This is a genomic window from Variovorax ginsengisoli (assembly GCF_030811835.1).
GTDB classification, from domain to species: domain Bacteria; phylum Pseudomonadota; class Gammaproteobacteria; order Burkholderiales; family Burkholderiaceae_C; genus Variovorax; species Variovorax ginsengisoli_C.
The window spans coordinates 10,168-36,711 of the sequence record NZ_JAUSRO010000006.1; the positions used below are offsets into that span (position 1 = coordinate 10,168).

Sequence of the window (26,544 nt, forward strand, 5' to 3'; positions counted from 1 at the left end):
CCGACGTTTTCTGCCGGCGAACGTCAGATGGGATGCAGAAAGTGCGAACACGGGGCTGCCCATCGCCAAGTCCCCATGCCACACGACGATCGCGGGGTCGCCTAAAATGCCCGGCCCGGCAATGGGCGCGCAGCGTCCGGCCGAGGCGCCCATCCCGATGAATGCTCCCACCGCGTTGACCGCGCTGTTGTCGCAGGCCGCAGAGCCCGCCCGACTGCGCGAAATTCCTTACAACTACACCAGCTTCTCCGACCGCGAGATCGTCATTCGCCTGCTCGGCGAGCGTGGCTGGACTTTGCTCCAGTCGCTGCGCGACGAGCGCCGCACCGGCCGGTCGGCGCGCATGCTCTACGAAGTGCTGGGCGACATCTGGGTCGTCCAGCGCAATCCTTATCTGGTCGACGATTTGCTGGACAACCCGCGCCGCCGCGGTCAGCTGGTCGAAGCGCTGCATCACCGGTTGGCCGAGGTCGGCAAGCGCCGCACGCCAGATGTCGACGCGCAACGCGACGCGCTGGTGGGCGAGCTCGCTGGCCTGGTGTCGCAGGCCATCGTGACCTTCGACGGCATGTTCCGCGACGTTGCCGCGCTGCGCCGCAAGGCCACCCGCGCCTTCCGCCGGCTCACGGCCAAGGACAACATCAAGTTCGATGGGTTGTCACGCGTGTCGCACGTGACCGACGCCACCGACTGGCGCGTGGAATATCCCTTCGTCGTGCTGTGCCCCGACACCGAGGCCGAGATGGCGTTGCTGGTCAAGGGCTGCATCGAACTCGGACTGACCATCATCCCGCGTGGGGGCGGCACCGGCTACACCGGCGGCGCGATTCCGCTGACCTGGAACAGTGCGGTCATCAACACCGAGAAGCTGGAGGCAATGACCGAGGTCGAGCTGATGGCGCTGCCTGGCCTGGACCATCCGGTGCCGACCATCTGGACCGAGGCCGGCGTGGTCACGCAGCGCGTGGCCGATGCGGCCGAGCGCGCAGGCTACGTCTTCGCGGTCGACCCGACCTCGGCCGAGGCTTCGTGCGTGGGCGGCAATGTCGCAATGAACGCGGGCGGCAAGAAGGCCGTGCTGTGGGGCACGGCGCTCGACAACCTGGCTTCCTGGCGCATGGTGACGCCGCAGGCCGAGTGGCTGGAAGTGACCCGCGTGGGCCACAACCTGGGCAAGATTCACGACGTCGAGAGCGCCGTGTTCGACCTGCAGTACTTCGCCGCCGACGGGAAGACGAAGCTGCGCAGCGAACGCCTGGAGATCGCCGGCAGGACCTTCCGCAAGGAAGGTCTCGGCAAGGACGTGACCGACAAGTTCCTCTCGGGCCTGCCGGGCATCCAGAAGGAAGGCTGCGACGGCCTGATCACCAGCTGCCGCTGGATCGTGCACAAGATGCCGGTGCACACGCGCACGGTGTGCCTCGAATTCTTCGGCAATGCCAAGGATGCGGTGCCCAGCATTGTCGAAATCAAGGATTTCATGTTCGCCGAGCAGAAACGCTCGGGTGTGTTGCTCGCGGGCCTGGAGCATCTGGACGACCGCTACCTCAAGGCTGTCGGCTACGCGACGAAGAGCAAGAAGCACGGCGGCCTGCCCAAGATGGTGCTGTTCGGTGACATCGCGGGCGACAACGCCGACGACGTGGCGCGTGCTACCTCCGAAGTGGTACGCATCGCCAATTCGCGCAGCGGCGAAGGCTTCGTCGCCATCAGCCCCGAGGCGCGCAAGAAGTTCTGGCTCGACCGCAAGCGCACGGCGGCCATCAGCCGCCACACCAACGCCTTCAAGATCAACGAAGACGTGGTGATCCCGCTGCCGCGGATGGCCGAGTACACCGACGGCATCGAGCGCATCAACATCGAGCTGTCGCTGCAGAACAAGATCGCGCTGGCCGATGCATTGGAAGACTTCTTCGCGCACGGCAACCTGCCGCTGGGCAAGACCGACGATGCGAACGACCTTCCGGCGGTCGATCTGCTGGAAGACCGCGTGGCCCAGGCGCTGGCCCTGGTTCAGGAGACGCGTGACCTCTGGCGCGGCTGGTTGCAGGACGTCGACGCGCTCTTCCCGCAACTGCAGGACCATTCGCTGCGCGCGAGCTGGAAGACGCAGCTGCGCGCGCCGCTGCAGCAGATTTTCACCGGCGCCGAATTCGCGCCCATCCTGGCCGAATGCACGGCCATCCACCAGCGCGTGCTCAAGGGCCGCGTATGGGTCGCGCTGCACATGCATGCGGGCGACGGCAACGTGCACACCAACCTGCCAGTCAACAGCGACAACTACGAGATGCTGCAGACCGCGCATGCGGCGGTGGTGCGCATCATGGCGCTGGCGCGTTCGCTCGACGGCGTGATCTCGGGCGAGCACGGCATCGGCATCACCAAGCTGGAGTTCCTGAGCGATGAGGAACTGCAGCCCTTCACCGACTACAAGCACCGCGTCGATCCGGAAGGCCGCTTCAACAAGGGCAAGCTGCTGCGCGGTGGCACCGGCGCGGCCCACGGCCTGCAGGCCGACCTGACCAACGCGTACACGCCGAGCTTCGGCCTGATGGGCCACGAGTCGCTGATCATGCAGCAGAGCGACATCGGCGCCATCGCCGATTCGGTCAAGGACTGCCTGCGCTGCGGCAAGTGCAAGCCAGTGTGCGCCACGCACGTGCCGCGGGCCAACCTGCTCTACAGCCCGCGCAACAAGATCCTCGCGACCTCGCTGCTGGTGGAGGCCTTCCTCTACGAAGAGCAGACGCGCCGCGGCATCAGCCTCAAGCACTGGGAGGAGTTCGAGGACGTGGCCGACCATTGCACCGTCTGCCACAAGTGCCTGTCGCCGTGCCCGGTGAAGATCGACTTCGGCGACGTGTCGATGAACATGCGCAACCTGCTGCGCAAGATGGGGCAGAAGAGCTTCCGTCCCGGCAATGCTGCGGCGATGCTCTTCCTGAACGCCACCAACCCGTCGACCATCAAGGCGATGCGCGTGGGCATGGTCGGCATCGGCTTCAAGGCGCAGCGCCTGGCCAACGACCTGCTGCGCGGCCTGGCGAAGAAGCAGACGGCACTGCCGCCGGCCACGCTGGGGCCGGCGCCGCTGAAAGAGCAGGTCATCCACTTCATCAACAAGAAGATGCCGGGCGGCCTGCCCAAGCAGACGGCACGCGCGCTGCTCGATATCGAGGATGCCGATTACGTGCCGATCATCCGCAACCCGAAGGCAACGACATCGGAGACGGAAGCGGTCTTCTACTTCCCGGGGTGCGGTTCCGAGCGCCTGTTCTCGCAGGTCGGCCTGGCCACGCAGGCCATGCTCTGGCATGCGGGCGTGCAGACGGTGCTGCCGCCGGGTTACCTGTGCTGCGGCTACCCGCAGCGCGGCAGCGGCCAGTTCGACAAGGCCGAGAAGATGATCACCGACAACCGCGTGCTCTTCCACCGCGTGGCGAACACGCTCAACTACCTGGACATCAAGACCGTGGTGGTGAGCTGTGGTACTTGCTACGACCAGCTGCAGGGTTATCAGTTCGACAAGATCTTCCCGGGCTGCCGGATCATCGACATCCACGAGTACCTGCTCGAGAAGGGCATTACTTTGGCGAATTCGACGGACGGGGCAGGCGGTGGCGGCTACCTTTACCACGACCCGTGTCACAGCCCGATGAAGCTGCAGGACCCGATGAAGACGGTGAAGGCGCTGGTCGGAAATTCGGCCGGTGACAACGTGCTCAAGAACGACCGTTGCTGCGGCGAGTCCGGCACCCTGGGCGTGACGCGTCCCGACATCTCGACGCAGATTCGTTTCCGCAAGGAAGAGGAGCTGAAGAAGGGCGAAGCGGTGCTGCGCGAATCCGGCAAGATCGAGGCGAAGGGCAACGTCAAGATCCTGACGAGCTGCCCAAGCTGCCTGCAGGGCCTCTCGCGCTACGGCAACGATCTGAACAACGGCTTGCTCGAAGCCGACTACATCGTGGTGGAGATGGCCAACCAGATCCTGGGCGACCAGTGGCTGCCCGAGTACGTGGCTGCGGCCAACCAGGGCGGTATCGAGCGGGTGCTGGTGTGACGGCGGCGGCCTGCGTCCTTTGCGATACGCCGGGCGGACGCCTGGTGTTCGAGGCGCCGGAGTACCGGGTCGTCCATGCGGACGAAGCGGGTTTTCCAGCGTTCTACCGGGTGGTCTGGCGCGCGCATGCGGCTGAATTCACCGACCTGTCGCACGCGCAGCGAGGGCGTTGCATGGACGCCGTCGCCGTCGTCGAGCAGTGCCTGCGCGCCCATTTGTCGCCCGACAAGATCAACTTGGCGGCACTTGGCAATGCGGTGCCGCACCTGCACTGGCACGTGATCGCGCGCTTCGCGACGGACAGCCATTTCCCGGGCTCCGTGTGGGCCGCGGCCGTGCGCGAACGCGGGGCGGCGCAGGAACTGGCCATTGCAGGCAAACTGCCTGCACTCGAACACGACATCGTCCAGCAACTGCTGGCACTCAGGAGTCATTGATGGCAGGTCTGCAGGCTGGCGCGCCGACGCCCCAATCGATCACCGTGCACGGGCAGTCGCGCGTGCTGGAGGTCGGTTTTTCCGATGGTGCGGTTTTTCGCATTCCCTTCGAACTGATGCGCATCTACTCGCCCTCCGCCGAGGTGCAGGGCCACGGCCCGGGCCAGGAGGTGCTGCAGACGGGCAAGCGCGAGGTGGGCCTGGCTGACCTGGAGTCGGTTGGCAACTATGCCGTCAAGCCCGTTTTCACGGACGGCCACGACACCGGCATCTTCTCGTGGGACCTGCTCTACGAACTCGGCGCCAAGCAGTCCGAACTGTGGGCTGAGTACGAACGCCGCCTTGCTGCTGCGGGTGTCGACCGCGATGCGCCCATGGCCGAAAAGGGCGGCCACGCCTGCGCCAGCCATTGATCCTTGCCTTCGGGCGTGCAATGTCCGCCGTGATCGCGGGGTCGTCGGCTTGATGTCGGGCTGCACGCCCTAACATCGGGGGCATGAGCACCACCCATTTCGGCTTCGAAAAAGTCGACGAAAACGACAAGGCGCGCCGCGTGCGCGGCGTGTTCGACTCCGTCGCCACCCGTTACGACCTCATGAACGACCTCATGTCGTTGGGGTTGCACCGCGCCTGGAAGGCGTACACCGTCATGGTGGCCAACGTGGGCGAGGGCTCGCGTGTGCTGGACATTGCCGGCGGTACAGGCGACCTTGCACTGGCCTTCTCCAAGAAGGTGGGCGCCACGGGGCAGGTGGTTCATACCGACATCAATGCCGCCATGCTGAGCACGGGCCGCGACCGGCTGCTCGATGCGGGCGTCTCGCTGCCTACGATGGTGTGCGACGCCGAGAAGCTGCCCTTTGCCGACAACCATTTCGACGTGGTCACGGTGGCCTTCGGCCTGCGCAACATGACGCACAAGGACGTGGCGCTCAAGGAAATGAACCGCGTGCTCAAGCCCAACGGCAAGCTGCTCGTGCTCGAATTTTCCAAGGTAGCCAAGCCGCTGGCCAAGGCCTACGACTGGTATTCGTTCAGCGTGCTGCCTCGCCTGGGCAAGCTGGTGGCGGGCGACGACGCGAGCTATCGCTACCTGGCCGAATCCATCCGCATGCATCCGTCCCAGGACGAACTGAAATCCCTCATGAAAGAGGGCGGTTTCGGCCATGTGGACTATCACAACATGTCGGGGGGCGTGGTCGCCCTGCATGTTGGAATCAAGTGTTGAACCCGAGTTTTTCTGGAAGAGGAGACACGATGAAGAAGTTCTGGTCCGTGATTTTGGTGGGTGCGCTGGCGTTGGGAAGTCTGCAGGCAGAGGCCGCCCGTGTGGGCGGTGGCAAGTCTTTCGGTCGCCAGTCGTCCAACGTGACACAGCGGCAGGCCACGCCGCCGGCAGCCACGCCCGGTGCGCCCGCGCAGAATGCCAACGCTGCGGCTCAGCGTCCAGGCACGCCGCCGGCTGCGGCGGCCGCGCCCAAGCGTCCGTGGGGTGCGATGCTGGGCGGTCTGGCGGCCGGTCTCGGCCTCGCCTGGCTGGCGCATTCGCTCGGCCTGGGCGCCGGGTTCGCCAACATTCTGCTGATTGGCTTGCTGATCGCTGCCGGTTTCATGGCCTGGCGCTTCTTTTCGGCACGTTCGCGCGCTGGCCGCGCCGGCAATGGTGGGCGTGATGGCAACCTGGCCTTCCAGGGTGCTGGCAACGCGCCGATGCCGACGTCCTACAGCGCCGGCAATGTCGGCAACGACGCCTCGGCCCGTCCGTGGGAACGCAATACCGCCTCTTTTGACGCCGAGCCCGCACACCAGCCCGAGCGCAGCGCCGGTGGTTCGTCGATGGCCGGTGCCGCTGTGGCCGGCGGCGCCAGCATGATCGGTTCGGCCCTGGCCGGTTCGCAGTCGTGGGGCATTCCTGCCGGTTTCGACGTCGACGGTTTCCTGAACGCGGCCAAGCGCAACTTCGTGACGCTGCAGGACGCCTGGGATCGCGCCGACGTGACCATGCTGCGCTCGATGATGACCGACGAGATGGTCGGTGAGATCCAGACGCAGTTGGCCGATCGTGCCAGCCATACCGGTGGCCAGCCAAACAAGACCGATGTGGTCATGCTCGACGCGAAGCTGCTGGGCATCGAGGAACTTCCGGACGCCTATATGGCCAGCGTGGAGTTCTCCGGCATGATCCGTGAAGACGCATCAGCGGGCCCGAGCCCGTTCCGCGAAGTCTGGAACATGACCAAGCCGCTCAGCGGTTCGAGCGGTTGGCTCGTGGCAGGCGTGCAAGCCTTGCAGTGATGAGCACCGGATGGCCGCAAGGCCATCCTTAGGCGGGATAATGGGGACATGGCCACACCATCGTCCCCATTTTCTTTTCTCGACGACCTCTTCAGCCGCGTCGGCAGTCGGCTCCAGCCGCCTGCCTGGGCTGTGCATGAAGTCCAGCATCGCGCGGTGCTGTTCCTCAACCATGTGCTGCAGCAGGAACCCGAGGCGCAGCAACGCCTGCTTCGCCAGAAGGGGCGCGTCGTCCAGTTCGAATGGCGTTTCGTCACGATGCGGCTGGTTGCCACGCCGGCCGGTCTGCTCGATCTGGCGCCTGAAGGCGCGGTGCCCGAACTCACGCTCACCGTCACCGAAACCTCGCCCTTGGGGCTGGCACGCTCCACCCTGCGCGGCGACAAACCCGCGGTGCGCATCGTCGGCGACGTGCAACTGGCCGCCGAGGTCAACTGGTTGGTGGACCACGTGCGATGGGACGTCGAGGATGACCTCGCACGCGTGATCGGTGACGTGCCCGCTCACACGATCGGCAATGGTGCGCGCCGCATGGCCGACGCGTTGCGCCGATTCGTCGGCGGCCGCGCTGCCGGCAGGAACGCTGGCGGCACCGGGTCCGCGGGCGTCGAATGAGCCGGTTCTATCGCGGCATCTACATCGTCTGGATCGCATTGCGCTACGGGCTCGACGAGCTCGTACTGACCAGTTTCCAGAAACCGTGGCTGCGCGTGGTGGCGCGCGTCGTGTCGGTGGGCCGCAACCTGGACGCGCCGCGCGGCCAGCGGTTGCGCGAGGCGCTCGAGCGGCTGGGTCCGATCTTCGTGAAGTTCGGCCAGGTGCTGTCGACCCGCCGCGACCTGCTGCCCCCGGACATCGCCGACGAGCTGGCTTTCCTGCAAGACCGGGTGCCGCCTTTCCCCTCTGCCGTGGCCGTGGCCACGATCGAGCGCGCATTCCGCCGTCCGCTGGCCGACATCTTCGTTCAGTTCGACGAGACACCGGTGGCGAGCGCGTCGATTGCCCAAGTCCACTTTGCCACCGTGCGCATGCGCGACGGCCAGGTGCGCGAGGCGGCCGTCAAGGTGCTGCGCCCGGGCATGCGCGGCGTCATGGAAAAAGACCTGGCGCTGATGGCCATGATGGCCGGCTGGGTCGACAGCCTGTCGACCGACGGCAAGCGCCTGAAACCCCGTGAGGTGGTGGCGGAATTCGACAAGTACCTGCACGACGAGCTGGACCTGGTGCGCGAGGCCGCCAATGCCGCGCAGCTGCGTCGCAACATGGAAAAGCTGGAGAAGGTGCTGATCCCGGAGATGTTCTGGGACTTCTGCCATCCGGAAGTGATCGTGATGGAGCGCATGAAGGGTGTGCCCATTGCCCAGCTCGAGCGTTTGCGAGCGGCGGGCGTCGACATTCCGACGCTGGCACGCGACGGCGTCACCATCTTTTTCACGCAGGTGTTTCGCGACGGTTTCTTCCATGCCGACATGCACCCGGGCAACATCCAGGTGAGTCTGGCGCCCGAGACCTTCGGGCGCTACATCTCGCTGGATTTCGGTATCGTGGGCACGCTGACCGAGTCGGACAAGGAGTACCTCGCGCAGAACTTCGTCGCGTTCTTCCGGCGCGACTACAAGCGCGTGGCCGAGCTGCACCTGGAAAGCGGCTGGGTGCCCGTGGGCACCCGCATCGACGAGCTCGAGGCGGCGATCCGCACGGTCTGCGAGCCGTATTTCGATCGGCCGCTCAAGGAAATCTCGCTGGGCATGGTGCTGATGCGCCTGTTCCAGACGTCGCGCCGCTTCCACGTGGAGATCCAGCCGCAGCTGGTGCTTCTGCAAAAGACGCTGTTGAACATCGAAGGCCTGGGCCGGCAGCTCGATCCGGAACTCGACCTGTGGGCCACCGCCAAGCCGTTTCTCGAGAAATGGATGATCGACCAGGTGGGGCCGAAGCGGTTGTTCGCCCAGCTGCGCGCCGAGGCGCCGCGCTACGCCAAGTTGCTGCCGCAACTGCCGCGGCTGCTGCACGAGTTCCTGGAGCATCGGCCTGCCGACAATCGGCGCGAACTGCTGGAGCTGCTGCGCGCGCAGAAGCGGCAGAACCGCGTACTGCAGGGTTTCGTCTACGGTGGCATGGGATTTGTATTGGGTCTGGCGGCGATGCTCGCGGGCATGCGCCTGAATCTTTTCTGAAGGAGATCCCGCCGTGCTGCTGACCCTGGTCGTCGTCTATCTGCTGGCCACGATTGCCATTGGCCTCGTTGCGGCCAGGCGCGTGAAGAACACCACCGACTTCGCCATCGCCGGGCGGCACCTGCCGCTTTTCATGATCGTCACGACGACCTTCGCGACCTGGTTCGGCTCCGAAACGGTGCTGGGCATTCCCGCCAAGTTCATCGAAGGGGGGCTCCACGGCGTCATCGAAGACCCCTTTGGTGCAGGCACCTGCCTGATCCTGGTCGGTCTCTTCTTTGCGGGCAAGCTCTACCGCATGACGCTGCTGACCATCAGCGACTACTACCGCGAACGCTATGGCCGTACGGTCGAAGTGGCGTGCTCCCTGATCATCATGCTGAGCTACCTGGGCTGGGTGTCGGCGCAGGTGACAGCGCTGGGGCTGGTGTTCAACGTGCTGTCGGCCGGCGCGATCAGCATTCCGGCAGGCATGGTGATCGGCGTGGTCTCGATCCTGGCGTACACGCTCTTCGGCGGCATGTGGTCGGTCGCGGTGACCGATTTCATCCAGATGATCATCCTCGTGCTGGGCCTGGCGGTGATTGCCATGTTCGCGGGTCGGATGGCTGGCGGCGCCGACAGGGTGGTCGCTTTCGCGGTGAGCAAGGATCTGTTCAAGTTCTGGCCCGAACCGAGCTGGCATGACATCGTGTTCTTCTTCGCGGCCGCCATCACGATGATGCTCGGCTCGATTCCGCAGCAGGACGTGTTCCAGCGGGTCATGTCCGCCAACAGCGTGAAGGCCGCCACGCGCGGCCCGGTCATTGGCGGCGTCGCCTACATCCTGTTCGCCTTCGTGCCCATGTTCCTGGTGGCCAGCGCCTTGCTCATCATGCCGGAGCAGACGGCAGCGCTGCTCAAGGAAGACCCACAGAAAGTGCTCCCGACGCTGGTGCTCGAACGCATGCCATTCGTGATGCAGGTGCTGTTCTTCGGCGCACTGCTGTCGGCCATCAAGTCGACGGCATCGGCCACGTTGCTGGCGCCGAGTGTCACCTTCACCGAAAACATCTGGCGCCAGTTCCGCCCGGCGGGCACCGACCGTGAAAACCTGCGCACCATGCGCGTCACCACGCTGGTGTTCAGCGCCGCTGTGCTGGCCTACTCGATCCGCATGCAGGGCACGCCGATCTACGAGCTGGTGTCGGGTGCCTACCAGGTGCCGCTGGTCGGTGCCTTCGTGCCGCTGGTCTGCGGGCTCTACTGGCAGCGCGCCAGCACGCAGGGTGCCGTGGCGTCGGTGGTCTGCGGCATCGGCGTGTGGCTGCTGTTCCTGGGGATGCCGTGGGGCGAGCAGTTCCCGGCACAACTCGCGGGTGTGCTGGCGTCCTTTGCCGGCATGGCGATTGGATCGCTGACGCCGCAATGGGTGCCCAACACGCGCACGCCGCACCGCCCACTGGCTGTGGACTGAGCGTGCCGGACTGGCGGGCGGGGCGAGCGGTCCGGGCCGCTATAATTGAGGGCTTTGCGAGCGGCAGCTGCGTCGCTCTTTTCTGTCCCCAACTTCCATGCCTATCTACGCCTACAAATGCAGTGCCTGCGGCTTCGCCAAGGACGCCCTGCAAAAAATGTCCGATGCACCCCTGACGGTGTGCCCGGCGTGCGGGGCGAGCGCGCTCGAAAAGCAGGTCACCGCGGCCGGCTTCCAGCTCAAGGGCTCGGGCTGGTATGTGACCGACTTCCGCGAAGGCGGCGGCAAGAAGTCCGGCGACGCGGCCGGTGGCGATGCCGGCGCACCCGCTGCGGCCGGTACCACATCGGCACCCGCCACGGGGCCTGTTGCTCCGCCCGCGGGCGCATCGGCCTCCAGCCCGGCGCCTGCACCCGCCCCGGCACCTGCGCCCGCACCTGCCGCGTCCACCAAGAACGACTGAGTCCGCGCCATGCTTGCACTCCGCAAATGGTTGCTGTCCGGCTTGCTGGTCATCGTGCCGCTGGCGATCACGCTGGGTGTGCTCAACTGGATCATCGGCACGCTCGACCAGACGCTCTGGCTGCTGCCTGAGGAATGGCAGCGTTGGTTGTACGACCATCACGTGCGCGGCCTGGGCGTGCTGCTCACGCTGGCCATCCTGCTGGTGGTCGGCGCCGTGGCCAGCAATTTCGTCGGCAAGCGCCTGCTGGGCTGGGGCGATGCCGTGGTGCGCCGCATTCCGGTGGTGCGTTCCATCTATTCCAGCGTCAAGCAGGTGTCGGACACGCTGTTCTCCGAGAACGGCAATGCCTTCCGCACGGCCGTGCTGATCGAATGGCCGCGTGCCGATGTCTGGACCATCGCCTTTGTCACCGGTACGCCCGGCAGCGACGTGCAGACCCATCTGGGTGGTGGCGACTACCTGGGCGTCTACGTGCCGACCACACCCAACCCGACGGGCGGCTACTTCGTGATGCTCAAGCGCAGCGACTGCATCGAACTCAAGATGAGCGTGGACGACGCGCTCAAGTACATCGTCTCGATGGGCGTCGTGGTGCCGGGTGGCCCCACGGCGATCGCGACCAAGTAAAACAATGAATCGCGCCCTCTGGGCGCCGGAATCCACTTATGGCCATGCGTTCTCACTATTGCGGTCTTGTGACCGAAGCCCAATTGGGCGAAACCGTCACCTTGTGCGGTTGGGTCAACCGTCGGCGCGACCACGGCGGCGTGATCTTCGTCGACGTGCGTGACCGTGAAGGCTATGTGCAGGTCGTGTGCGACCCGGATCGCGCATCCACCTTCGCCGTGGCCGAAGGCGTGCGCAATGAGTTCTGCGTGCAGATCAAGGGTCTGGTGCGCGCGCGTCCCGAAGGCACGACCAACGACGGCCTCAAGAGCGGCAAGATCGAAGTTCTCTGCCACGAGTTCAAGGTGCTGAACCCGTCTGTCACGCCGCCGTTCCTGCTGGATGACGACAACCTGTCGGAAACGACGCGCCTGACCCACCGCGTGCTGGACCTGCGCCGCCCGGCGATGCAGAACAACATGATCCGGCGCTACAAGGTGACCATGGCAGCGCGCAAGTTCCTTGACGCCAACGGCTTCATCGACATCGAGACGCCGATGCTCGGCAAGTCCACGCCCGAAGGCGCGCGCGACTACCTGGTGCCCAGCCGCGTGCACGACGGCGCGTTCTACGCCTTGCCGCAGTCGCCTCAGCTGTTCAAGCAGTTGCTGATGGTGGCCGGTTACGACCGCTACTACCAGATAGTCAAGTGCTTCCGCGACGAAGACCTGCGCGCCGACCGCCAGCCCGAATTCACGCAGATCGACATCGAAACCTCGTTCATGGCCGAGGAAGAAATCCGCGAGATGTTCGAAGGCATGATCCGCAAGGTATTCCGCGAAGCTGCCGATATCGACCTGCCGGTGTTTCCCACCATGAGCTACGGCGACGCCATGTTCAAGTACGGATCGGACAAGCCCGACCTGCGCGTGAAACTGGAATTCACCGAACTCACCGAGGTAATGAAGCGCGTCGATTTCAAGGTGTTCTCGAACGCTGCCACCATGAAGGGCGGCCGTGTGGTTGCCTTGCGCGTGCCTGGCGGCGGCGCCGAAGGCGGCATGCCACGCAGCGAAATCGATGCATACACCGAGTTCGTCAAGATCTACGGTGCCAAGGGACTGGCTTACATCAAGGTCAATGATGCGGCGGCCGGCCGTGACGGCCTGCAAAGCCCGATCGTCAAGAACCTCGACGATGCCTCGCTCGCCGAGATCATCGCGCGCACGGGTGCCCGCAACGGCGACATCCTGTTTTTCGGCGCCGACAAGGAAAAGGTCGTCAACGACGCGATGGGCGCGCTGCGCGTGAAGATTGGCCACAGCGCCTTCGGCAAGAAGGCGGGCCTCTTCGAGGACCGCTGGGCGCCGCTGTGGGTGGTCGACTTTCCGATGTTCGAGTTCGACGAGGAAGGCCAGCGCTGGTCGGCCGTGCACCATCCGTTCACGGCGCCCAAGGACGGGCATGAAGACCTGATGGATACGGCCCCCGAGAAGTGCATCGCCAAGGCCTACGACATGGTGCTCAACGGCATCGAGATGGGCGGCGGCTCGGTTCGTATCCACCGCGAGGAAGTGCAGAGCAAGGTGTTCCGCGCTTTGAAGATCAGCGCCGAGGATGCACAGGAAAAGTTCGGTTTCCTGCTCGACGCCCTGCAATACGGCGCACCACCGCACGGTGGCATTGCCATCGGCCTGGACCGCCTGGTGATGCTGATGACCGGTGCCGATTCGATTCGCGACGTGATCGCCTTCCCGAAGACGCAGCGCGCGCAGGACCTGCTGACGCAGGCCCCGAGCCAGGTCGACGAGAAGCAACTGCGCGAACTGCACATCAAGCTGCGCAACGTGCAGCCTGCAGCCTGACGAGTAGCCTGCGTCAGGAAGACGGACTCCAATGAAAAAGGGTCGCTGCGGCGACCCTTTTTTGTTGGACCTGACGAGACCGGCGTTGCAACCGGTCATGCAGTTCGGGTGATGATCAGAGCGCCAAGTCCGCGGCTGGCTTGGTCTTCTGTTTCTGTGGCTCGGCTGCGGGCTCGCCGCGCGGCGCGGGTTGAGGTGTGGTTGCCGTCGTTGCCTTGGTTGGCGTGAGGGCCGGCGGGGGCGCCAGTTGCAGAACCTGGCTGGTGGCAGCCCATTCCTCTGCCACCCGTGCCGGGTCGCTGTTGAGCTGCGTGCCATAGCTCGGAACGATCTGGCGGATCTTGGCTTGCCAGGCGGGCGTGGCCAGTTTGTCCTTGAACACCGTCTTCATCAGGTCCAGCATGATGGGCGCGGCAGTGGACGCACCGGGCGATGCGCCGAGCAGGCCCGCGATGCTGCCATCCTTGGCGCTGACGATTTCGGTGCCCAGCTTCAGGACGCCGCCATGCTCCTTGTCACGCTTGATGACCTGCACGCGCTGACCGGCCTGCCAGAGACGCCAGTCTTCCTTTTTGGCATTCGGGAAATACTCGCGCAGCGCCTTGAGACGGTCGTCGTCGGACAGCATGAGCTGGCCTGCCAGGTATTCGACCAGCGCGTACTGATCGACACCGACCTTGACCATCGGCCAGACGTTGTGCGGCGTGGTGCTGGTCAAGAGATCGAGGTACGAACCTTCCTTCAGGAACTTGGTCGAGAAGGTCGCAAAGGGTCCGAACAGGATCACGCGCTTGCCGTCCAGGATGCGGGTGTCCAGATGCGGCACGGACATCGGTGGCGCGCCGACGGACGCCTTGCCATAGGCCTTGGCCAGATGCTGGTCGGTGACGGCCGGGTTGTCCGTGACGAGGAAGGAGCCGCCCACCGGGAACGCCGCGTAATCCTTGGCCTCGGGGATGCCGGACTTCTGCAGCAGGTGCAATGCACCGCCGCCTGCACCGATGAAGACGAACTTGGCATCGGTCTGCGTGGCCGTGCCGTCCTTGAGGTTCTTGTACGCCACGCGCCAGGTGCCGTCGGCGTTGCGCGTGATGTCCTGCACTTCGCTGGAGAGCTTCAGCGCGAAATTCGGCTGGGTCTGGAGATGCCCGACGAACTGACGCGTGATCTCGCCGAAGTTCACATCCGTGCCGAGCGGCGACCAGGTCGCGGCGATGCGCTGCTTGCCATCACGGCCCTCCATCATGAGGGGCACCCACTTCTTGATCTGTTCGGGATCTTCCGAATATTGCATGCCACCAAACAGCGGGCTGGCCTGCAGGGCTTCGTACCGCTTCTTGAGGAATGTGGCGTTCTCGTCGCCCCACACGAAGCTCATGTGCGGCGTGGAGTTGATGAACGAGCGTGGATTCTTCAGAACGTTGTTCTTGACCTGCCAGGCCCAGAACTGGCGCGAAATCTGGAATGCTTCGTTGATCTCGACGGCCTTGACGATCTCGACCTTGCCGTTCTTGTCCTCTGGCGTGTAGTTGAGTTCGGCGAGTGCGGAGTGACCGGTGCCCGCGTTGTTCCAGCCGTTGGAGCTTTCCTTGGCCACGCCATCCAGCCGCTCGACCATTTCCATGGACCAGCCCGGCTCCAGTTCGTTGAGCCACACGCCGAGCGTGGCGCTCATGATGCCACCGCCGATGAGGACGACATCGACCTTGCGGGGCTCCGCCGCGTGGACGGGCAGGGCGGCCACGGCCAGGGAAAGGGCGAATCCCAGCAGCGCCGGGTACGTTTTCTTCAGCATCATTTCATTCATACTTGGTGGGAAACATCCGACTTCCGTAGCGGACTGTGCACGGACGGAAAAGGGAACAAGAAAGCCAAGAAGCTCCTTGATGTCAATTGGTATTTTACCGAGGGCCAATACTTGGGTCGTGCGAAGGGAGGTGGCCTGGGGTAATGTCGGCTGCTTTGTCGGCCTTGGCGATCGATATGCGATGAGACCTTTCAAGATTCCCGAGTCGGTGCTGGTCGTGATCTACACGCCTGCCCTCGACGTACTGCTGATCCGGCGCGCCGATGCGAGCGAGGTGTTCTGGCAGTCGGTCACCGGCAGCAAGGACACACCACAGGAGGCGTTGGCTGTGACGGCCGCCCGGGAAGTGGCAGAGGAAACGGGCATCGACTGTGGCCCCTCAAGCCCGCTGGCTTCGCAGTTGCGCGACTGGGAACTGACAAACATCTACGAAATCTATTCGCGCTGGCGCCGCCGCTATGCACCCGGGGTCACGCGCAACACCGAGCATCTGTTCGGACTGTGCGTGCCCGAGCGTTTCGTGCCGGTACTCGCACCGCGCGAGCACACGCACTGGCAATGGTTGCCTTACCGCGAAGCGGCCGATGCCTGCTTTTCTCCTTCGAATGCCGAGGCCGTGCTCCTGCTGCCACAATTTGCGCGATGACACCGAATCCCAACGCCTTCCGGGTGGCGACCTACAACATCCACAAGGGCGTGCAAGGCATCGGGCCGGCACGCCGGCTCGAGATTCACAACCTGGGCCACGCGATCGAACAGCTGGATGCGGACATCGTGTGCCTGCAGGAGGTGCGCAAGATGAACCGTCAGGGCGAGCGGCAATTCGCGCGCTGGCCCGAGCTGCCGCAAGCCGATTTTCTGGCGCCCGAGGGCTACACCGCGGTCTACGAGACCAACGCGATCACGCGCCATGGCGAACACGGCAACGCACTGCTGACGCGCTGGCCGGTCATCCGCCAGAACCACCACGACATCTCCGACCACCGCTTCGAGCAGCGGGGCCTGCTGCATGTGGTGATCGAGGTCGAGGGCCGGCATATCCATGCCATCGTCGTGCACCTGGGCCTGATCAAGGGCAGCCGCGTGCGCCAGATCGCCCGGCTGCGCGAGTTCATCGACCGCGAAATTCCCCCGGACGATCCAGTCATCGTGGCGGGCGACTTCAACGACTGGGGTGCGCGCATGCGCTATGCGATGAATGCGATGGGCATGCGTGACGCCAGCGACCTGCGCGGGCCTCCTACGCTCACCTATCCGTCGCGCCTGCCGATCACGCAACTTGATTTCATCTACGCGCGCCGGTTGACGCCGCTGGACTCCAGCGTGCCGCGTGGACCGATCTGGGCGCGCATGTCCGATCACCTGCCGCTGCTGACGGATTTTCTGCTATCGAAAGAGTAGCTGTACCGCCTGGGCTGGACGTCGGCGGCAGCAGGCCTTCAGGCCATTCACTGGTACGATATTTGGATGCTTATGAAACTGGACGCAGACACGCAACCCGCTCCGGCCCCCGACGACGAGGGTACGCCCGTGTCGGTGAAGATCCGCGAGCGCCTGCGGGCAGCACGCAAGCGCTTCAACGCCAACGACAACATTGCGGACTTCATCGAGCCCGGTGAAATGGCGGCCCTGCTCGACGAGGTCGAGATCAAGATGAAGGGTGTTCTCGACAGCCTGGTGATCGATGTCGAGCACGATCACAACACCGACAACACCGCGCGCCGCGTCGCCAAGATGTACCTCAACGAGGTGTTCGCGGGCCGGTACGTGCAAGCGCCCAAACTCACGGAGTTTCCCAACGCCGAGCATCTCAACGAATTGATGATCGTTGGGCCGATCACGGTGCGCAGTGCCTGTTCGCATCACTTCTGCCCGATCATCGGCAAGCTGTGGATCGGCGTGATGCCCAACGAGCACACCAACGTGATCGGGCTGTCCAAGTACGCGCGGCTCGCCGAGTGGATCATGGGGCGCCCGCAGATCCAGGAAGAGGCGGTCGTTCAGCTGGCCGACCTGATCCAGGAAAAGACGCAGCCCGATGGCCTGGCGCTGGTCATGGAGGCCGAGCATTTCTGCATGGCGTGGCGCGGCGTGAAGGAGATGGACAGCAAGATGATCAATTCCGTCATGCGCGGTGTCTTTCTCAAGGACCCCAGCCTGCGACGCGAGTTTCTTTCACTGTTGCCACGCAAGGGCTGAAGCCATGCTCGTACGTCTTCTCTACGCCAGCCGTGCGGTCGACAGCAACCCGGCTGCCATCGAGGGCATCCTGACCCAATCCCGCGCACACAACATTCCGTGTGGCATCACGGGCATCCTTTGCTATGGCGGCGGTGTGTTCCTGCAGGCGATCGAAGGTGGCCGTGTCGCCATCAGTGAACTGTATGGTCACATCCAGCGCGATCCCCGTCACAAGGACGTGGTGTTGCTGCACTACGAGGAAATTGCCGAGCGCCGTTTCGGTGGCTGGACCATGGGGCAGGTCAATTTGACGCGGGTGCATGCGGCGACGTTGCTGCGCTATTCCGAGCGTCCCGAACTCGACCCGTATGCGGTATCGGGCAAGGTGTCCCTGGCGCTGCTGGAAGAGCTGATGGCCACTGCCGCGATCGTCGGGCGCAACTGACGCTCGGCTTTGCTGTTCGGCTGCGATTTTTCGAGCGCTCCGACGGCGCGCAAGCCGATCGTCGTGGCGCTGGGCATCGCGCGGGGCGGGCGAGTCGCTCTCGACCGTTGGCTGCTCTTCAGGTCGCTCGACGCATGGGGTGCCTGGCTGCAGGAGAATCCTTCATGGGTGGGCGGCTTCGATTTTCCGTTCGGCCTGCCGCGGGAACTCGTGGTCGCGCTGAATTGGCCGCAGGACTGGCCGACCTTGATTGCCCACTATGCAAGCCTGAGCCGTGCGGAGATTCGGGAGGTTTTCGCGGCCTTCTGTGCCTCGCGACCCGTGGGAAGCAAGTTCGCTCACCGTGCGACCGATGCGCCAGCAGGCGCCAGTCCGTCGATGAAGTGGGTGAATCCGCCCGTGGCGTTCATGTTGCATGCGGGTGTGCCGCGACTGCTGGCCGCCGGTGCCATAGTGCCCGGGCTTCATGTGCCCGGGGCGGCTCTGCCTGGCGGCGCGCGTCGGGTCGCGCTCGAGGCTTACCCGGGTCTGCTGGCGCGTGAGTTGATTGGCCGCCGCAGCTACAAGAGCGACGATGCCGCCAAGCAGACCACCGAGCGCTGGGTCGCCCGGGCCGACCTTCTCAATGCACTCGAGCGTGGCGCAACGCGCCTCGGCTTGCGCCTGTCGGTCAGCCATTCCCAGCGGGACCAGCTTCTGGCCGACGCGCAGGGCGACCTTCTTGACGCCGTCCTGTGCCTGGTTCAAGCGGCCTGGGCGCAAGTCCATTGCGACAGTGCCGGACCTGGGTTCGGGCTGCCTGTGGGTATCGATCCCGTGGAGGGTTGGATTGCGACAGCCTGAGTCTGCGTCTTACACCTCGACGCGCTCCCGGCGGTGGCCTTATGCGGACTCCGAAAGATAGATTGCACTGGGTGGTTTCTTATGAGCCCACTCAATCCAGCAACCTCAAAGGAGTTAACCATGAACAAAGACCAAGTAGAAGGCCGTCTCGATCAAGCCAAGGGCAAGGTCAAGGAAGTGGTCGGCAAAGTGACCGGTAGCGAAAAGCTGCAAGCCGAAGGAACGGTGGACCAAGCCTCGGGCAAGGTGCAAAGCACCTACGGCGACACCAAGGAAAAGGCCAAGGACGCCATCAAGTCGGGCGCCGACAAGCTGTGAGCCTGATGGCCTGCGCTGCTGCGGCCCGCAGTGGCGCAGTCATAGACGCTCGCACGCTTTCCCTACGCACAGGAGGTTCAAAATGAAGATGACAACCGAGTCCACCCGCACGTCCCGAATCTGGATCGCAACCGCTGTGGCCTGCGCCGCGCTGTCGCTCGCCGCGTGCGGCGACAAGTCCAATGGCACCACGGCGGGCGAAAAGGTCGATGCCGCCATTGCCAAGACCGAGCAGGCTGGCGCAGAAGCCAAAGAAAAGGTCGATCAGATGGCCAGCGAGGCGAAGGCAAAAATCGATGCATCGACGGCATCGGGCGAGGCCACCGCTCGCCAAGGTGCGACGCAAGCCAAGGGCGCCATCGACGACGCAGCGCTGACGGCATCGGTGTCCGCAGGGCTCGCCAAGGACCCTGACTTGAGCGCAATCAAGATCAATGTCGACACCAAGGGTGGTGTCGTCACCCTGAATGGACCCGCACCCAGCGCAACAGCCAAGGCACGTGCCGAGGACATCGCGAGGTCGGTGCAAGGCGTCAGCTCGGTCGACAACCGGCTCGAAGTCAAAGCGATGTAGTCGCTTGCGGGAGGGTCCCGGTAGCGCCGGGCATCTCCCATGAAAAAAGCCCGCACAGTCCATTGTGTGCGGGCTTTTTTGCGTCTCATGAAGGCCTGATAAAGCCGCACAGCGGCCCTATCGCTTCAATCGGTCAGCGTTCCAGCCAGTCCTTGAGCTCGTCGGCATGCTCTTCCTCGTCGGCAAGAATCTCTTCGAGCATGCGACGTGTCGTCGGATCCTTGTCGCCGATCAGTGCGACCATCTGGCGATAGCTTTCCACTGCAATACGTTCGGCAACCAAGTTGGCGCGGACCATCGACTGCAAATCCTTGGATTCGTCGTAGTTCGCGTGGCTGCGAGACAGCAGCTGCGACGGATTGAAGTCGGGTTCGCCGCCGAGCTGAACGATGCGTTCCGCAATACGATCGGCGTGGCCCGCTTCTTCGTTGGCGTGGACCAGGAATTCGTCCGCAATCGCCGGCGACGTAACGCCGTCGGCAGTGAAGTAGTGGCGCTTGTAACGCAGCACGCAGACCAGTTCAGTCGCCAGGGCATCATTGAGCAATTTCACGATGTCATCGCGCCAGGGACCATAGCTCGGCGTGACGGCACCATCGTCCAGATGCTGACCGGCTGCACTGATGGCCTTTTCGTCGAGCTGGAGACGGTTCTTGGGTGGGCTTGCAACAGCGTTCATGGTGGATCCTTTCGTGGGGAGTTGTTGTTGTGCATCAACGTGGTCACCAGATCGGCCACGTCGGATGTCTTGAGCACTGCCGCTGCGATGGCTGTGATCGACAGCAATCGCCACGGCTTGACGACGACGAGCAGCGCGCCCACACCTGCGGCGATACCCACGACCTTGAAGGGCCGTTCACGGGCATAGCGCTGCAACAAGGGCTTGGCGAGCTGAGCGGCGGCATTCGCTGGGTGCCTGCGCCACCAGCGTTCGCCAACACGCCGCGCCACGCTCAGCCAGGGAAGGTTGGCGCCGCCGTTGCTGTCAGGTCGATCAAGGGCGCCGCCATGAGCGGGGTCTTCCCCCGGGCCTGCGTCGTACGCATCGTATTCATTGGCGTGGGCGTCACCGCTGTCGCCCCGAAGTTGGCGTACCAGCGCGCGTCGCGAAATGGCCAACCGCTGCTGCGGCGTCAGGACATGGGAGTCAATCGGCATGGCGACCTCCCGAGTTGCGCATGGCGTGGATGTCCGCCTCGATCTGTGCGCGGACATCTTCGAACGCATGGGCGGTCGAAGGACGCGAAGCGACGTAGCCTGCAATCAGGGCACAAATCACCGCCACACCGGGTACCACGGCAAGCACCCAATGGAAACTGCCGTGCAGCACGCCCAGCATGACTGCGATGCCAATCAGACCCAGTGCGAGCATGCCCGCAATGGCAGCGAGTACGCCCGCGACGATGCGGGCGATGGCATTGCGGCCTGCCTGAGAAGCCTCGTCCCGCAGGAGTGCCGCGTAATTGGCCAAGTGCTCGGCGACAAGGTCAGGGTGCCCAAGCACCGTCGAGAAAATTGGATGGAGCATGGGGTCCCGGATAACGAGCCGAACAGAGCGAAGCGAGGGTCAGTGCAGATCAGTAGTCGTCACGACGACGGCTCGCCAGCACGATCAGAGCTGTGATTGCGGCGCCGGCGGCAGCAGCCACCAGGACCGAGCGCACGGGCTGGTCGGAGATGTAGCGTCCGGTCACGTCAGCGGCCTTTTCGAGCCGGCGCTGTGCGCGGGCGCTCGTGTGCGACGCTGCGTCCAGGCCACGCTGCACGGCTTGTTGAACACGCGCTGCAATCTGCTCGACCGCCGGCTCTGCATCGCGACGCAGATCGCGAACCTTTTCGCCGGCTGCGTTCACCGCGTTCTGGGCGTAGGCACGGGTCGCGTCGATCGCTTCGTTGGCCGTCTTGCTGGCTTCATCGGCGAGTTGCGAAGGTGTCTTGGCGCTGGTGTTCATGAGAGATTCCTTTACTGAAAATGATGGAATGGTCGGCAAATCATCTTAGCGACAACAGCAGACCGGGCCGTATCTCAACGACGTGGAACGAGCATAAGCGCTCGGCCCGTCCACACCCTGTCAGCAGCCAGGGGCGCGATTCGTAGGAGAGCGGCGTACGAACGCCAGACCGACAATGAGGGGGCGGTGTTCAGGGCCCGGTTGTAGGCAGGCGTGCGCTCAGGCGGCTGCCTGCTCCTGGCGTCGACACCACCGTCAAGGTGCCATGCGCTGCCTCCACGCGATGGCGCATGCCTGTCAGGCCGTGGGTCGACGGGCGCACACTTTCCGTGTCGAAGCCTTGACCGTCGTCGCCGACTTCGATCAGCACCTGGTGGCCCTGGGTCTTCATCGTGACGGAAGCCTTGGTGGCCTGCGCATACTTGCCGATGTTCGTCAGGCTTTCCTGCACCATCCGGTAAACAGTGAGTTGCTTGGCGTCATCCAGCTCGACAGGCTCGAGTGTCATCTCGACCTGGATGGCCGATCGTTCGGCAAACTCCCGGCCCAGGATCTCCAGAGATGCGACCAGTCCGAGGTTCGACAGCGATGACGGCCGCAGGTCTTCGATGATGCGGCGCTTGAGCGCAATGCCGCTGTTGAGCAACTCGGTCAGGTGCTGCAGCCGCTGGATGGCGTCGGGGATATCGGCCAGGCGCGATCTCAGCCGCGCCACATCGAGCTTGGCCGCAGTCAGCAGCGAGCCCAACTCGTCGTGGAGCTCGCGCGCGAGGTGGGCGCGCTCGGATTCCCGAACATTCTGCAAATGGGTTGCGAGCTCGGCCAGCGTGGCGGTGCGATCTCGCACTTCGCCCTCCAGCGCGTTGCGCTCGCGTTGCAGCACAGTTTGCTGGCGTTGATCGGCCGCGTGCAGGGCAGCCGTCTGACGCAGGTACAGGACAAATGCGATCAGTGCAGCGAGCACTACCGCCGGAATGCCAAAACGGCCGAATGCGAGCGATTGGGCGATCTGCCGCTGGCCGTGCGCCAGCGTCTGGTCGCTGAAAGCCATGAGTGTGGCGACCTGTGCGCGGATGGCCTGCATTTCTTCCCGCCCGACATCGGTCGTGATGACGAACTTCCATGCGTCCTCGTTGTTGCTTTTGCGCAAGCGAACGCTCATTTCCATTTCTGCCAGCTTGCGCGCAACGTGCCCGGCCAGCACTTCGACTGCAGCGGCTTCGCGTGCATCGCTTCGGTAGATTTTGCGCAAGGCGTCGATTCGGTCGTTGACCGAAGCAATGGCCGCGTCGTACGGCGCACGGTAACTCGGCTCGCCTGTCAGCAGGTAGCCGCGCTGGCCCGTTTCTGCATCGACGATGTCCTGCAGCAGTTTGTTGAGGGCCAGGCGTGCCACCTGGGTCTCGCGCACGGCCTGCACTTCCTGGCGCGATTGGCGATAACCTGCCTCGTTGATGCCAATCAAAACCAGTGCGGCCAGGGCGGCCAGCACGAGGTTCAGTGCCATCTTATGGAAAGTTATCCGGCGCATGGGGTCTCCGAAAGAAGCGAGCTCGAGAAATTCGGGAATAATTGGCGCCGACGAGTGCTCAGCATATTGCGCCTCATGGACGCAGACAACGAAGAAAGTAACAGATGATCAAGATCGGAATTGTGGACGACCACGCCATCGTGCGCTCCGGCTTGCGCCAATTTTTCTCCGAGCACGTCGATTTGCGTGTGGCGGGAGAGGCCGCAAGCGGCCGCGAAGCGATCGAACTCGTGCGTACCACGGAACTCGACGTGCTGGTGATGGACTTGTCCATGCCCGGGCAGAGCGGCATCGATGCTCTCGCGATGATTCGCGCCAAGGCGCCTGATGTCGGCATCCTCATCCTCAGCGGCTATCCGGAGGAGCACTACGCGATGAACCTCATCCGCCAAGGTGCAAGCGGCTACCTGAACAAGGAATGTGACCCGATCGATATCGTGAACGCGATTCGCACCATTTCTCTCGGTCGCCGCTATATCACGCCGGCCGTGGCCGAACTGCTCGCACGCCAGCTCGACCGAAAGGATGACGCCGCACCGCACGAACAGTTGTCCGAGCGTGAGTTTCAGGTGTTCCTCAAACTGGCCAAGGGTGAAACCGCGGGCGACATTGCCAAGACGCTGTCGTTGTCGGTGAAGACCGTGAGCACGTACCGCACGCGCCTGATGGAGAAGATGAATCTTTCGTCCAACAGCGATCTGACCTATTACGCGCTGAAGAACAAGCTGATCGACTGAGATCGGTCTTTCCGGCGCCGCCGTCATGGCGGCGACGCCGGCGTATTTCCAGCCACGCGCAAGGCGTCCCAGAACGGCGTCATTGCGCGTTGTCGTTTGACGCGCGCGCAGCGGCCATGACCGCACAGAAGTCGATCAGCGCTTCGATTTCGTTGGATTTGTCGAACACTGCGTCGGATCCCAACTGGGCGCAGCGCTGGCGGATATCGGCAGTGGCATAGTTGCTCAGTACCACGACTTTCTGCCAGCTGTTGCGGGTCGCACATGCCTGCAGCACGCCCAGGCCGCTGCCCTGCTTGAGAAACAGGTCGACGATGACCAGCTCCCAGTCCTGCGCGTGGGCCGTGAGCCATTGGCGCGCCTCATCCTCGGTCGCCGCAAAGCCTATGGGCTTGACTTGTGTGAGCTCCTCGAGCGTGCCCACCAAGTTTTCGCGGATCGTGGGGTTGTCCTCGACGATGTAAGTTTTCAATCTGTAATCCTGTCGCCGAGCCACCCTTGCACATCCCGAAGCGATGTGCCGCGACTGCATACAAATGATAACGAAAGTCGTGTCTTTTCATGCAGGGCGCAAGGGAGTCCCCGTGTAGGCGCTTTCCCACCGGCCGCCGTCGTACCGTAGGTCAACCCGCACAGGGGGTGCCGTGAGGTGCTGACCGGCGCTAGGTGTCGCCGGGTTTAGGCTACCTTCATACTGCTTGACGCAAGAGCTTAGCCATTCTGCGTCAGTTGTCGTCGTCTCACGTAGCTGTTTCGTTGCCTCTCGCCTGGTCAGGATACCCATGAATAAATTCAATATGTCGAGACAGCCACTGATTTTCAAGCTGTTGGCAGGACTGATCGTGCTGCTGATGGTGCTGGTTCTTGTGGTCGTATTCTTTCCATGGGATGTTCTGCGCCAGCCCGTCAACCGCTATGTGAGCGATAAGACGGGTCGCAAGTTCGAGATTACACGCCGACTGGATGTGCATTTGGGGTTTAGAGGTGCAACGATCGTCCTGGACGGCGTTGAGTTCGCCAATCCATCGTGGGCCCGTGATCCTTACCTGGTGCGCACCGACCGTGCCGATTTCGACGTTCGCCTCTGGCCGCTGATTGGGGGCAAGGTCGTGATTCCGCGACTGTCACTGGTGTCGCCGTCGCTCGGCCTTCAGATGGAAGCCGATGGCCGACGCACTTGGGCACTCGGCAAGGACACGGCTGACGAGGGCTCGGTCCCGACCGTCGGCCTGCTGCAGATCGACGGCGGGTCGATCGACTTCCTTGCTTCGCATCTTGGCGTCGATTTGCACGCCGACGTCGATTTTGACTCCGCGCGGGGCGACATGCCGCTTTCCTACAAGATCAAGGGCACGTACCAGAAGCAGCCGCTCAGCGCGACCGGGGCCATGGGCAATGTGATGCAGCTGACGGCGGCTGGGCAACCGCCGTTTCCGCTCTCCATCAATGCCGTGGCCGGCCAGACGCGATTGAAGGCTTCCGGCAGTGTGGCAAGCCTGCAGACTCTCGACGGTCTCACCGCCCAGTTCGATCTGCGTGGGCAGAACCTCGGCGACCTCTATCGGCTGCTGGGCATTGCCTTGCCCCAAAGCTCGCCTTATGCGCTGGCAGGCGATCTTCGCAAGCAGGGAACGCTTTGGACGGTTGCGGCCCTCAAAGGTCGACTCGGTCTTTCGGACATCGGCGGTGAGATGAAGTTCGACCAGGGGCCCAAGCCCGCTTACCTGAGCGGCGACCTGCGCTCGCGCGTCATGGACATGGACGACCTGGGGCCGCTGATCGGCCTGGCGCCGACCGCGCGTTCGGCGAGTGCCATCGAGGGCGTGGCACCCCCTTCGACCGTGCAGGCCAAGCGGCCTGGCGGCAAGGTGCTGCCTGCGGCCACGCTGGACTTCGATCGGCTGCGAGCGATGAATGCCGACGTCAAATACACGGCCGACCGCATCAAGAACGTTCGCGAGATCCCTTTGGACAAAGGCAGCGTGCAGGTCAAGCTCAAGGACGGTGTGCTCACGCTTGATCCCCTCGATCTCGGCGTGGGGGGCGGCAAGCTGGCGGGGGCAATCCGCATCGACGGTTCCAAGAACCCTGCGGACATCCGCGCCTCGCTCGACATCCGTGGCATGCAGCTCGCGCGGCTCGTGCCGAAGCTCGAAACCACCGGCAACAGTGTCGGTCGGATCGATGGGCGCATCAATCTGTCCGGGTCGGGCAACTCGGTGGCCAACTGGCTGGGTGGCGCGTCGGGTGACGTGGCTGTTCTGTCCGGGCGCGGACAGTTCGGCAATCTGCTGCCGGTGTTTGCCACGCTGGTGGGCGGCGACATCATCAAATTCCTGGTGCGCGGCGATCGCAACGTCGAGCTGCGCTGTGCTGCCATCGCGTTCGATGTCAACAAAGGGGTGGCGAGCGGACGCACGCTGGTGCTCGACACCACCAATGCGGTCTTCGTTGGCACGGGCAAGGTCAATCTGGCCACCGAAGGGCTCGACTTCGTGATCACACCGCAACCCAAGGCCAAGAGCATCCTGTCGATCCGCACGCCACTGGTCGTCGGTGGCACGCTGGGCTCGCCTTCGGGTGGTGTCGAAGCCGGTCCTCTGGTCGGTCGCGGCCTCGCAGCGCTTGCCTTGGGCGCCATCAATCCCTTGCTGGCGCTGGCTGCAACCATCGAAACGGGTCCGGGCGAGGATGCGAACTGCAAGGACGTGCTGGCCGATGCAAACCGTCCCACCGCAGGAGCCGCGGCCAATGGTGCGGCCCGCGCCAAGGGAGCCAGGCAACCTTGAACGGT

At 64.0% G+C, this 26,544-nt stretch carries 27 protein-coding genes; 20 read left to right on the plus strand and 7 right to left on the minus strand.

Going from position 1 to position 26,544, the window contains the following annotated elements:
* The first annotated feature begins 157 nt into the window (after window positions 1-157).
* The 11 genes from J2W36_RS10205 (at window position 158) to aspS (ending at window position 13,362) form a co-directional block, all read left to right on the plus strand.
* Window positions 158-4,060 (plus strand): DUF3683 domain-containing protein, encoded by a 3,903-nt coding sequence (locus tag J2W36_RS10205; protein WP_307689620.1) that lies wholly within the window; start codon window positions 158-160, stop codon window positions 4,058-4,060.
* On the plus strand, window positions 4,057-4,497 hold the full coding sequence (locus J2W36_RS10210; protein WP_307689621.1) for an HIT family protein: 441 nt from the start codon (window positions 4,057-4,059) through the stop codon (window positions 4,495-4,497). Before J2W36_RS10205 ends, J2W36_RS10210 begins: the two co-directional genes overlap by 4 nt.
* Window positions 4,497-4,910 carry a gamma-butyrobetaine hydroxylase family protein gene (locus J2W36_RS10215; protein WP_307689622.1) on the plus strand — a complete coding sequence of 138 codons (414 nt, stop codon included), beginning with the start codon at window positions 4,497-4,499 and terminating at the stop codon, window positions 4,908-4,910. The genes J2W36_RS10210 and J2W36_RS10215 overlap by 1 nt, the downstream gene beginning before the upstream one ends.
* An 83-nt stretch (window positions 4,911-4,993) precedes the next feature.
* The gene (ubiE, locus tag J2W36_RS10220; protein WP_307689623.1) at window positions 4,994-5,725 is read left to right on the plus strand and encodes a bifunctional demethylmenaquinone methyltransferase/2-methoxy-6-polyprenyl-1,4-benzoquinol methylase UbiE; all 732 of its coding nucleotides are present in this window, start codon (window positions 4,994-4,996) and stop codon (window positions 5,723-5,725) included.
* Between the two features lie 29 nt (window positions 5,726-5,754).
* Window positions 5,755-6,792, plus strand: coding sequence for a Tim44 domain-containing protein (locus J2W36_RS10225; protein ID WP_307689624.1), 1,038 nt, complete (start codon window positions 5,755-5,757; stop codon window positions 6,790-6,792).
* A gap of 48 nt (window positions 6,793-6,840) precedes the next feature.
* Window positions 6,841-7,407 (plus strand): ubiquinone biosynthesis accessory factor UbiJ, encoded by a 567-nt coding sequence (locus J2W36_RS10230; protein WP_307689625.1) that lies wholly within the window; start codon window positions 6,841-6,843, stop codon window positions 7,405-7,407.
* On the plus strand, window positions 7,404-8,969 hold the full coding sequence (ubiB, locus tag J2W36_RS10235; RefSeq protein ID WP_307689626.1) for a ubiquinone biosynthesis regulatory protein kinase UbiB: 1,566 nt from the start codon (window positions 7,404-7,406) through the stop codon (window positions 8,967-8,969). The genes J2W36_RS10230 and ubiB overlap by 4 nt, the downstream gene beginning before the upstream one ends.
* A 13-nt stretch (window positions 8,970-8,982) precedes the next feature.
* Window positions 8,983-10,425 (plus strand): high affinity choline transporter 1, encoded by a 1,443-nt coding sequence (locus J2W36_RS10240; protein WP_307689627.1) that lies wholly within the window; start codon window positions 8,983-8,985, stop codon window positions 10,423-10,425.
* 97 nt (window positions 10,426-10,522) lie between these two features.
* Window positions 10,523-10,888 (plus strand): FmdB family zinc ribbon protein, encoded by a 366-nt coding sequence (locus J2W36_RS10245; protein WP_307689628.1) that lies wholly within the window; start codon window positions 10,523-10,525, stop codon window positions 10,886-10,888.
* Window positions 10,889-10,897: 9 nt separating this feature from the next.
* Window positions 10,898-11,518: a DUF502 domain-containing protein gene (locus J2W36_RS10250; RefSeq protein WP_307689630.1), complete on the plus strand. Its 621-nt coding sequence runs from the start codon at window positions 10,898-10,900 to the stop codon at window positions 11,516-11,518.
* A 38-nt stretch (window positions 11,519-11,556) separates the two neighbouring features.
* Window positions 11,557-13,362, plus strand: coding sequence for an aspartate--tRNA ligase (aspS, locus tag J2W36_RS10255; RefSeq protein ID WP_307689631.1), 1,806 nt, complete (start codon window positions 11,557-11,559; stop codon window positions 13,360-13,362).
* 115 nt (window positions 13,363-13,477) lie between these two features.
* Here the strand turns inward: aspS and mqo are convergent, their stop codons facing one another.
* Window positions 13,478-15,157: a malate dehydrogenase (quinone) gene (gene mqo, locus J2W36_RS10260; protein WP_307689939.1), complete on the minus strand. Its 1,680-nt coding sequence runs from the start codon at window positions 15,155-15,157 to the stop codon at window positions 13,478-13,480.
* 193 nt (window positions 15,158-15,350) lie between these two features.
* Between mqo and nudB the strand changes: the two genes are divergently transcribed.
* The 7 genes from nudB to J2W36_RS10295 all read left to right on the plus strand — a co-directional run bounded on the left by nudB (window position 15,351) and on the right by J2W36_RS10295 (window position 19,530).
* Window positions 15,351-15,815 (plus strand): dihydroneopterin triphosphate diphosphatase, encoded by a 465-nt coding sequence (nudB, locus tag J2W36_RS10265; protein ID WP_307689632.1) that lies wholly within the window; start codon window positions 15,351-15,353, stop codon window positions 15,813-15,815.
* A complete protein-coding gene (locus tag J2W36_RS10270; RefSeq protein ID WP_307689633.1) occupies window positions 15,812-16,570 on the plus strand; it encodes an endonuclease/exonuclease/phosphatase family protein in 759 nt (252 codons plus the stop codon). The genes nudB and J2W36_RS10270 overlap by 4 nt, the downstream gene beginning before the upstream one ends.
* A gap of 66 nt (window positions 16,571-16,636) precedes the next feature.
* Window positions 16,637-17,368, plus strand: a complete 732-nt coding sequence (gene folE / locus J2W36_RS10275; protein ID WP_370869296.1) for a GTP cyclohydrolase I — start codon at window positions 16,637-16,639, stop codon at window positions 17,366-17,368.
* 4 nt (window positions 17,369-17,372) lie between these two features.
* Window positions 17,373-17,795: a BLUF domain-containing protein gene (locus J2W36_RS10280; protein WP_307689635.1), complete on the plus strand. Its 423-nt coding sequence runs from the start codon at window positions 17,373-17,375 to the stop codon at window positions 17,793-17,795.
* Window positions 17,796-17,804: 9 nt separating this feature from the next.
* A complete protein-coding gene (locus J2W36_RS10285; protein WP_307689636.1) occupies window positions 17,805-18,638 on the plus strand; it encodes a DUF429 domain-containing protein in 834 nt (277 codons plus the stop codon).
* A gap of 120 nt (window positions 18,639-18,758) precedes the next feature.
* Window positions 18,759-18,956 (plus strand): CsbD family protein, encoded by a 198-nt coding sequence (locus J2W36_RS10290; RefSeq protein WP_307689637.1) that lies wholly within the window; start codon window positions 18,759-18,761, stop codon window positions 18,954-18,956.
* Window positions 18,957-19,038: 82 nt separating this feature from the next.
* Complete coding sequence (locus J2W36_RS10295) at window positions 19,039-19,530, plus strand: BON domain-containing protein (RefSeq protein ID WP_307689638.1); 492 nt, start codon at window positions 19,039-19,041, stop codon at window positions 19,528-19,530.
* Window positions 19,531-19,663: 133 nt separating this feature from the next.
* On the opposite strand, the gene J2W36_RS10300 is transcribed toward J2W36_RS10295, so the two are convergent.
* The 5 genes from J2W36_RS10300 to J2W36_RS10320 form a co-directional block, all read right to left on the minus strand.
* A complete protein-coding gene (locus tag J2W36_RS10300) occupies window positions 19,664-20,209 on the minus strand; it encodes a ferritin-like domain-containing protein (RefSeq protein WP_307689639.1) in 546 nt (181 codons plus the stop codon).
* Window positions 20,206-20,688, minus strand: coding sequence for a glycine zipper domain-containing protein (locus J2W36_RS10305; protein WP_307689640.1), 483 nt, complete (start codon window positions 20,686-20,688; stop codon window positions 20,206-20,208). Before J2W36_RS10305 ends, J2W36_RS10300 begins: the two co-directional genes overlap by 4 nt.
* On the minus strand, window positions 20,678-21,058 hold the full coding sequence (locus J2W36_RS10310) for a phage holin family protein (RefSeq protein WP_307689641.1): 381 nt from the start codon (window positions 21,056-21,058) through the stop codon (window positions 20,678-20,680). Before J2W36_RS10310 ends, J2W36_RS10305 begins: the two co-directional genes overlap by 11 nt.
* A 49-nt stretch (window positions 21,059-21,107) precedes the next feature.
* Window positions 21,108-21,482 (minus strand): hypothetical protein, encoded by a 375-nt coding sequence (locus tag J2W36_RS10315; RefSeq protein ID WP_307689642.1) that lies wholly within the window; start codon window positions 21,480-21,482, stop codon window positions 21,108-21,110.
* A 190-nt stretch (window positions 21,483-21,672) separates the two neighbouring features.
* Window positions 21,673-22,989: a CHASE3 domain-containing protein gene (locus J2W36_RS10320; RefSeq protein ID WP_307689643.1), complete on the minus strand. Its 1,317-nt coding sequence runs from the start codon at window positions 22,987-22,989 to the stop codon at window positions 21,673-21,675.
* A gap of 128 nt (window positions 22,990-23,117) precedes the next feature.
* Here J2W36_RS10320 and J2W36_RS10325 point away from each other — a divergent pair, with 128 nt between their 5' ends.
* The gene (locus J2W36_RS10325) at window positions 23,118-23,750 is read left to right on the plus strand and encodes a response regulator (protein WP_257861680.1); all 633 of its coding nucleotides are present in this window, start codon (window positions 23,118-23,120) and stop codon (window positions 23,748-23,750) included.
* A gap of 79 nt (window positions 23,751-23,829) precedes the next feature.
* Here the strand turns inward: J2W36_RS10325 and J2W36_RS10330 are convergent, their stop codons facing one another.
* Window positions 23,830-24,282 carry a response regulator gene (locus J2W36_RS10330; RefSeq protein ID WP_307689644.1) on the minus strand — a complete coding sequence of 151 codons (453 nt, stop codon included), beginning with the start codon at window positions 24,280-24,282 and terminating at the stop codon, window positions 23,830-23,832.
* A 250-nt stretch (window positions 24,283-24,532) separates the two neighbouring features.
* On the opposite strand from J2W36_RS10330, the gene J2W36_RS10335 reads away from it, so the two are divergent.
* Window positions 24,533-26,539 (plus strand): AsmA family protein, encoded by a 2,007-nt coding sequence (locus tag J2W36_RS10335; protein WP_307689940.1) that lies wholly within the window; start codon window positions 24,533-24,535, stop codon window positions 26,537-26,539.
* Window positions 26,540-26,544 lie beyond the last annotated feature (5 nt).

What these genes read in the sequence shown, in the direction of transcription:
- J2W36_RS10205 (WP_307689620.1), top strand. Translation starts at nt 158, where the DNA reads ATGAATGCTCCCACCGCGTTGACCGCGCTGTTGTCGCAGGCCGCAGAG.
- J2W36_RS10215 (WP_307689622.1), top strand. Translation starts at nt 4,497, where the DNA reads ATGGCAGGTCTGCAGGCTGGCGCGCCGACGCCCCAATCGATCACCGTG.
- ubiE (WP_307689623.1), top strand. Translation starts at nt 4,994, where the DNA reads ATGAGCACCACCCATTTCGGCTTCGAAAAAGTCGACGAAAACGACAAG.
- J2W36_RS10225 (WP_307689624.1), top strand. Translation starts at nt 5,755, where the DNA reads ATGAAGAAGTTCTGGTCCGTGATTTTGGTGGGTGCGCTGGCGTTGGGA.
- J2W36_RS10230 (WP_307689625.1), top strand. Translation starts at nt 6,841, where the DNA reads ATGGCCACACCATCGTCCCCATTTTCTTTTCTCGACGACCTCTTCAGC.
- ubiB (WP_307689626.1), top strand. Translation starts at nt 7,404, where the DNA reads ATGAGCCGGTTCTATCGCGGCATCTACATCGTCTGGATCGCATTGCGC.
- J2W36_RS10245 (WP_307689628.1), top strand. Translation starts at nt 10,523, where the DNA reads ATGCCTATCTACGCCTACAAATGCAGTGCCTGCGGCTTCGCCAAGGAC.
- J2W36_RS10250 (WP_307689630.1), top strand. Translation starts at nt 10,898, where the DNA reads ATGCTTGCACTCCGCAAATGGTTGCTGTCCGGCTTGCTGGTCATCGTG.
- aspS (WP_307689631.1), top strand. Translation starts at nt 11,557, where the DNA reads ATGGCCATGCGTTCTCACTATTGCGGTCTTGTGACCGAAGCCCAATTG.
- mqo (WP_307689939.1), bottom strand. Translation starts at nt 15,157, where the DNA reads ATGCTGAAGAAAACGTACCCGGCGCTGCTGGGATTCGCCCTTTCCCTG.
- nudB (WP_307689632.1), top strand. Translation starts at nt 15,351, where the DNA reads ATGAGACCTTTCAAGATTCCCGAGTCGGTGCTGGTCGTGATCTACACG.
- J2W36_RS10270 (WP_307689633.1), top strand. Translation starts at nt 15,812, where the DNA reads ATGACACCGAATCCCAACGCCTTCCGGGTGGCGACCTACAACATCCAC.
- folE (WP_370869296.1), top strand. Translation starts at nt 16,637, where the DNA reads ATGCTTATGAAACTGGACGCAGACACGCAACCCGCTCCGGCCCCCGAC.
- J2W36_RS10280 (WP_307689635.1), top strand. Translation starts at nt 17,373, where the DNA reads ATGCTCGTACGTCTTCTCTACGCCAGCCGTGCGGTCGACAGCAACCCG.
- J2W36_RS10290 (WP_307689637.1), top strand. Translation starts at nt 18,759, where the DNA reads ATGAACAAAGACCAAGTAGAAGGCCGTCTCGATCAAGCCAAGGGCAAG.
- J2W36_RS10295 (WP_307689638.1), top strand. Translation starts at nt 19,039, where the DNA reads ATGAAGATGACAACCGAGTCCACCCGCACGTCCCGAATCTGGATCGCA.
- J2W36_RS10300 (WP_307689639.1), bottom strand. Translation starts at nt 20,209, where the DNA reads ATGAACGCTGTTGCAAGCCCACCCAAGAACCGTCTCCAGCTCGACGAA.
- J2W36_RS10305 (WP_307689640.1), bottom strand. Translation starts at nt 20,688, where the DNA reads ATGCCGATTGACTCCCATGTCCTGACGCCGCAGCAGCGGTTGGCCATT.
- J2W36_RS10310 (WP_307689641.1), bottom strand. Translation starts at nt 21,058, where the DNA reads ATGCTCCATCCAATTTTCTCGACGGTGCTTGGGCACCCTGACCTTGTC.
- J2W36_RS10315 (WP_307689642.1), bottom strand. Translation starts at nt 21,482, where the DNA reads ATGAACACCAGCGCCAAGACACCTTCGCAACTCGCCGATGAAGCCAGC.
- J2W36_RS10320 (WP_307689643.1), bottom strand. Translation starts at nt 22,989, where the DNA reads ATGGCACTGAACCTCGTGCTGGCCGCCCTGGCCGCACTGGTTTTGATT.
- J2W36_RS10325 (WP_257861680.1), top strand. Translation starts at nt 23,118, where the DNA reads ATGATCAAGATCGGAATTGTGGACGACCACGCCATCGTGCGCTCCGGC.
- J2W36_RS10330 (WP_307689644.1), bottom strand. Translation starts at nt 24,282, where the DNA reads ATGCAGTCGCGGCACATCGCTTCGGGATGTGCAAGGGTGGCTCGGCGA.
- J2W36_RS10335 (WP_307689940.1), top strand. Translation starts at nt 24,533, where the DNA reads ATGAATAAATTCAATATGTCGAGACAGCCACTGATTTTCAAGCTGTTG.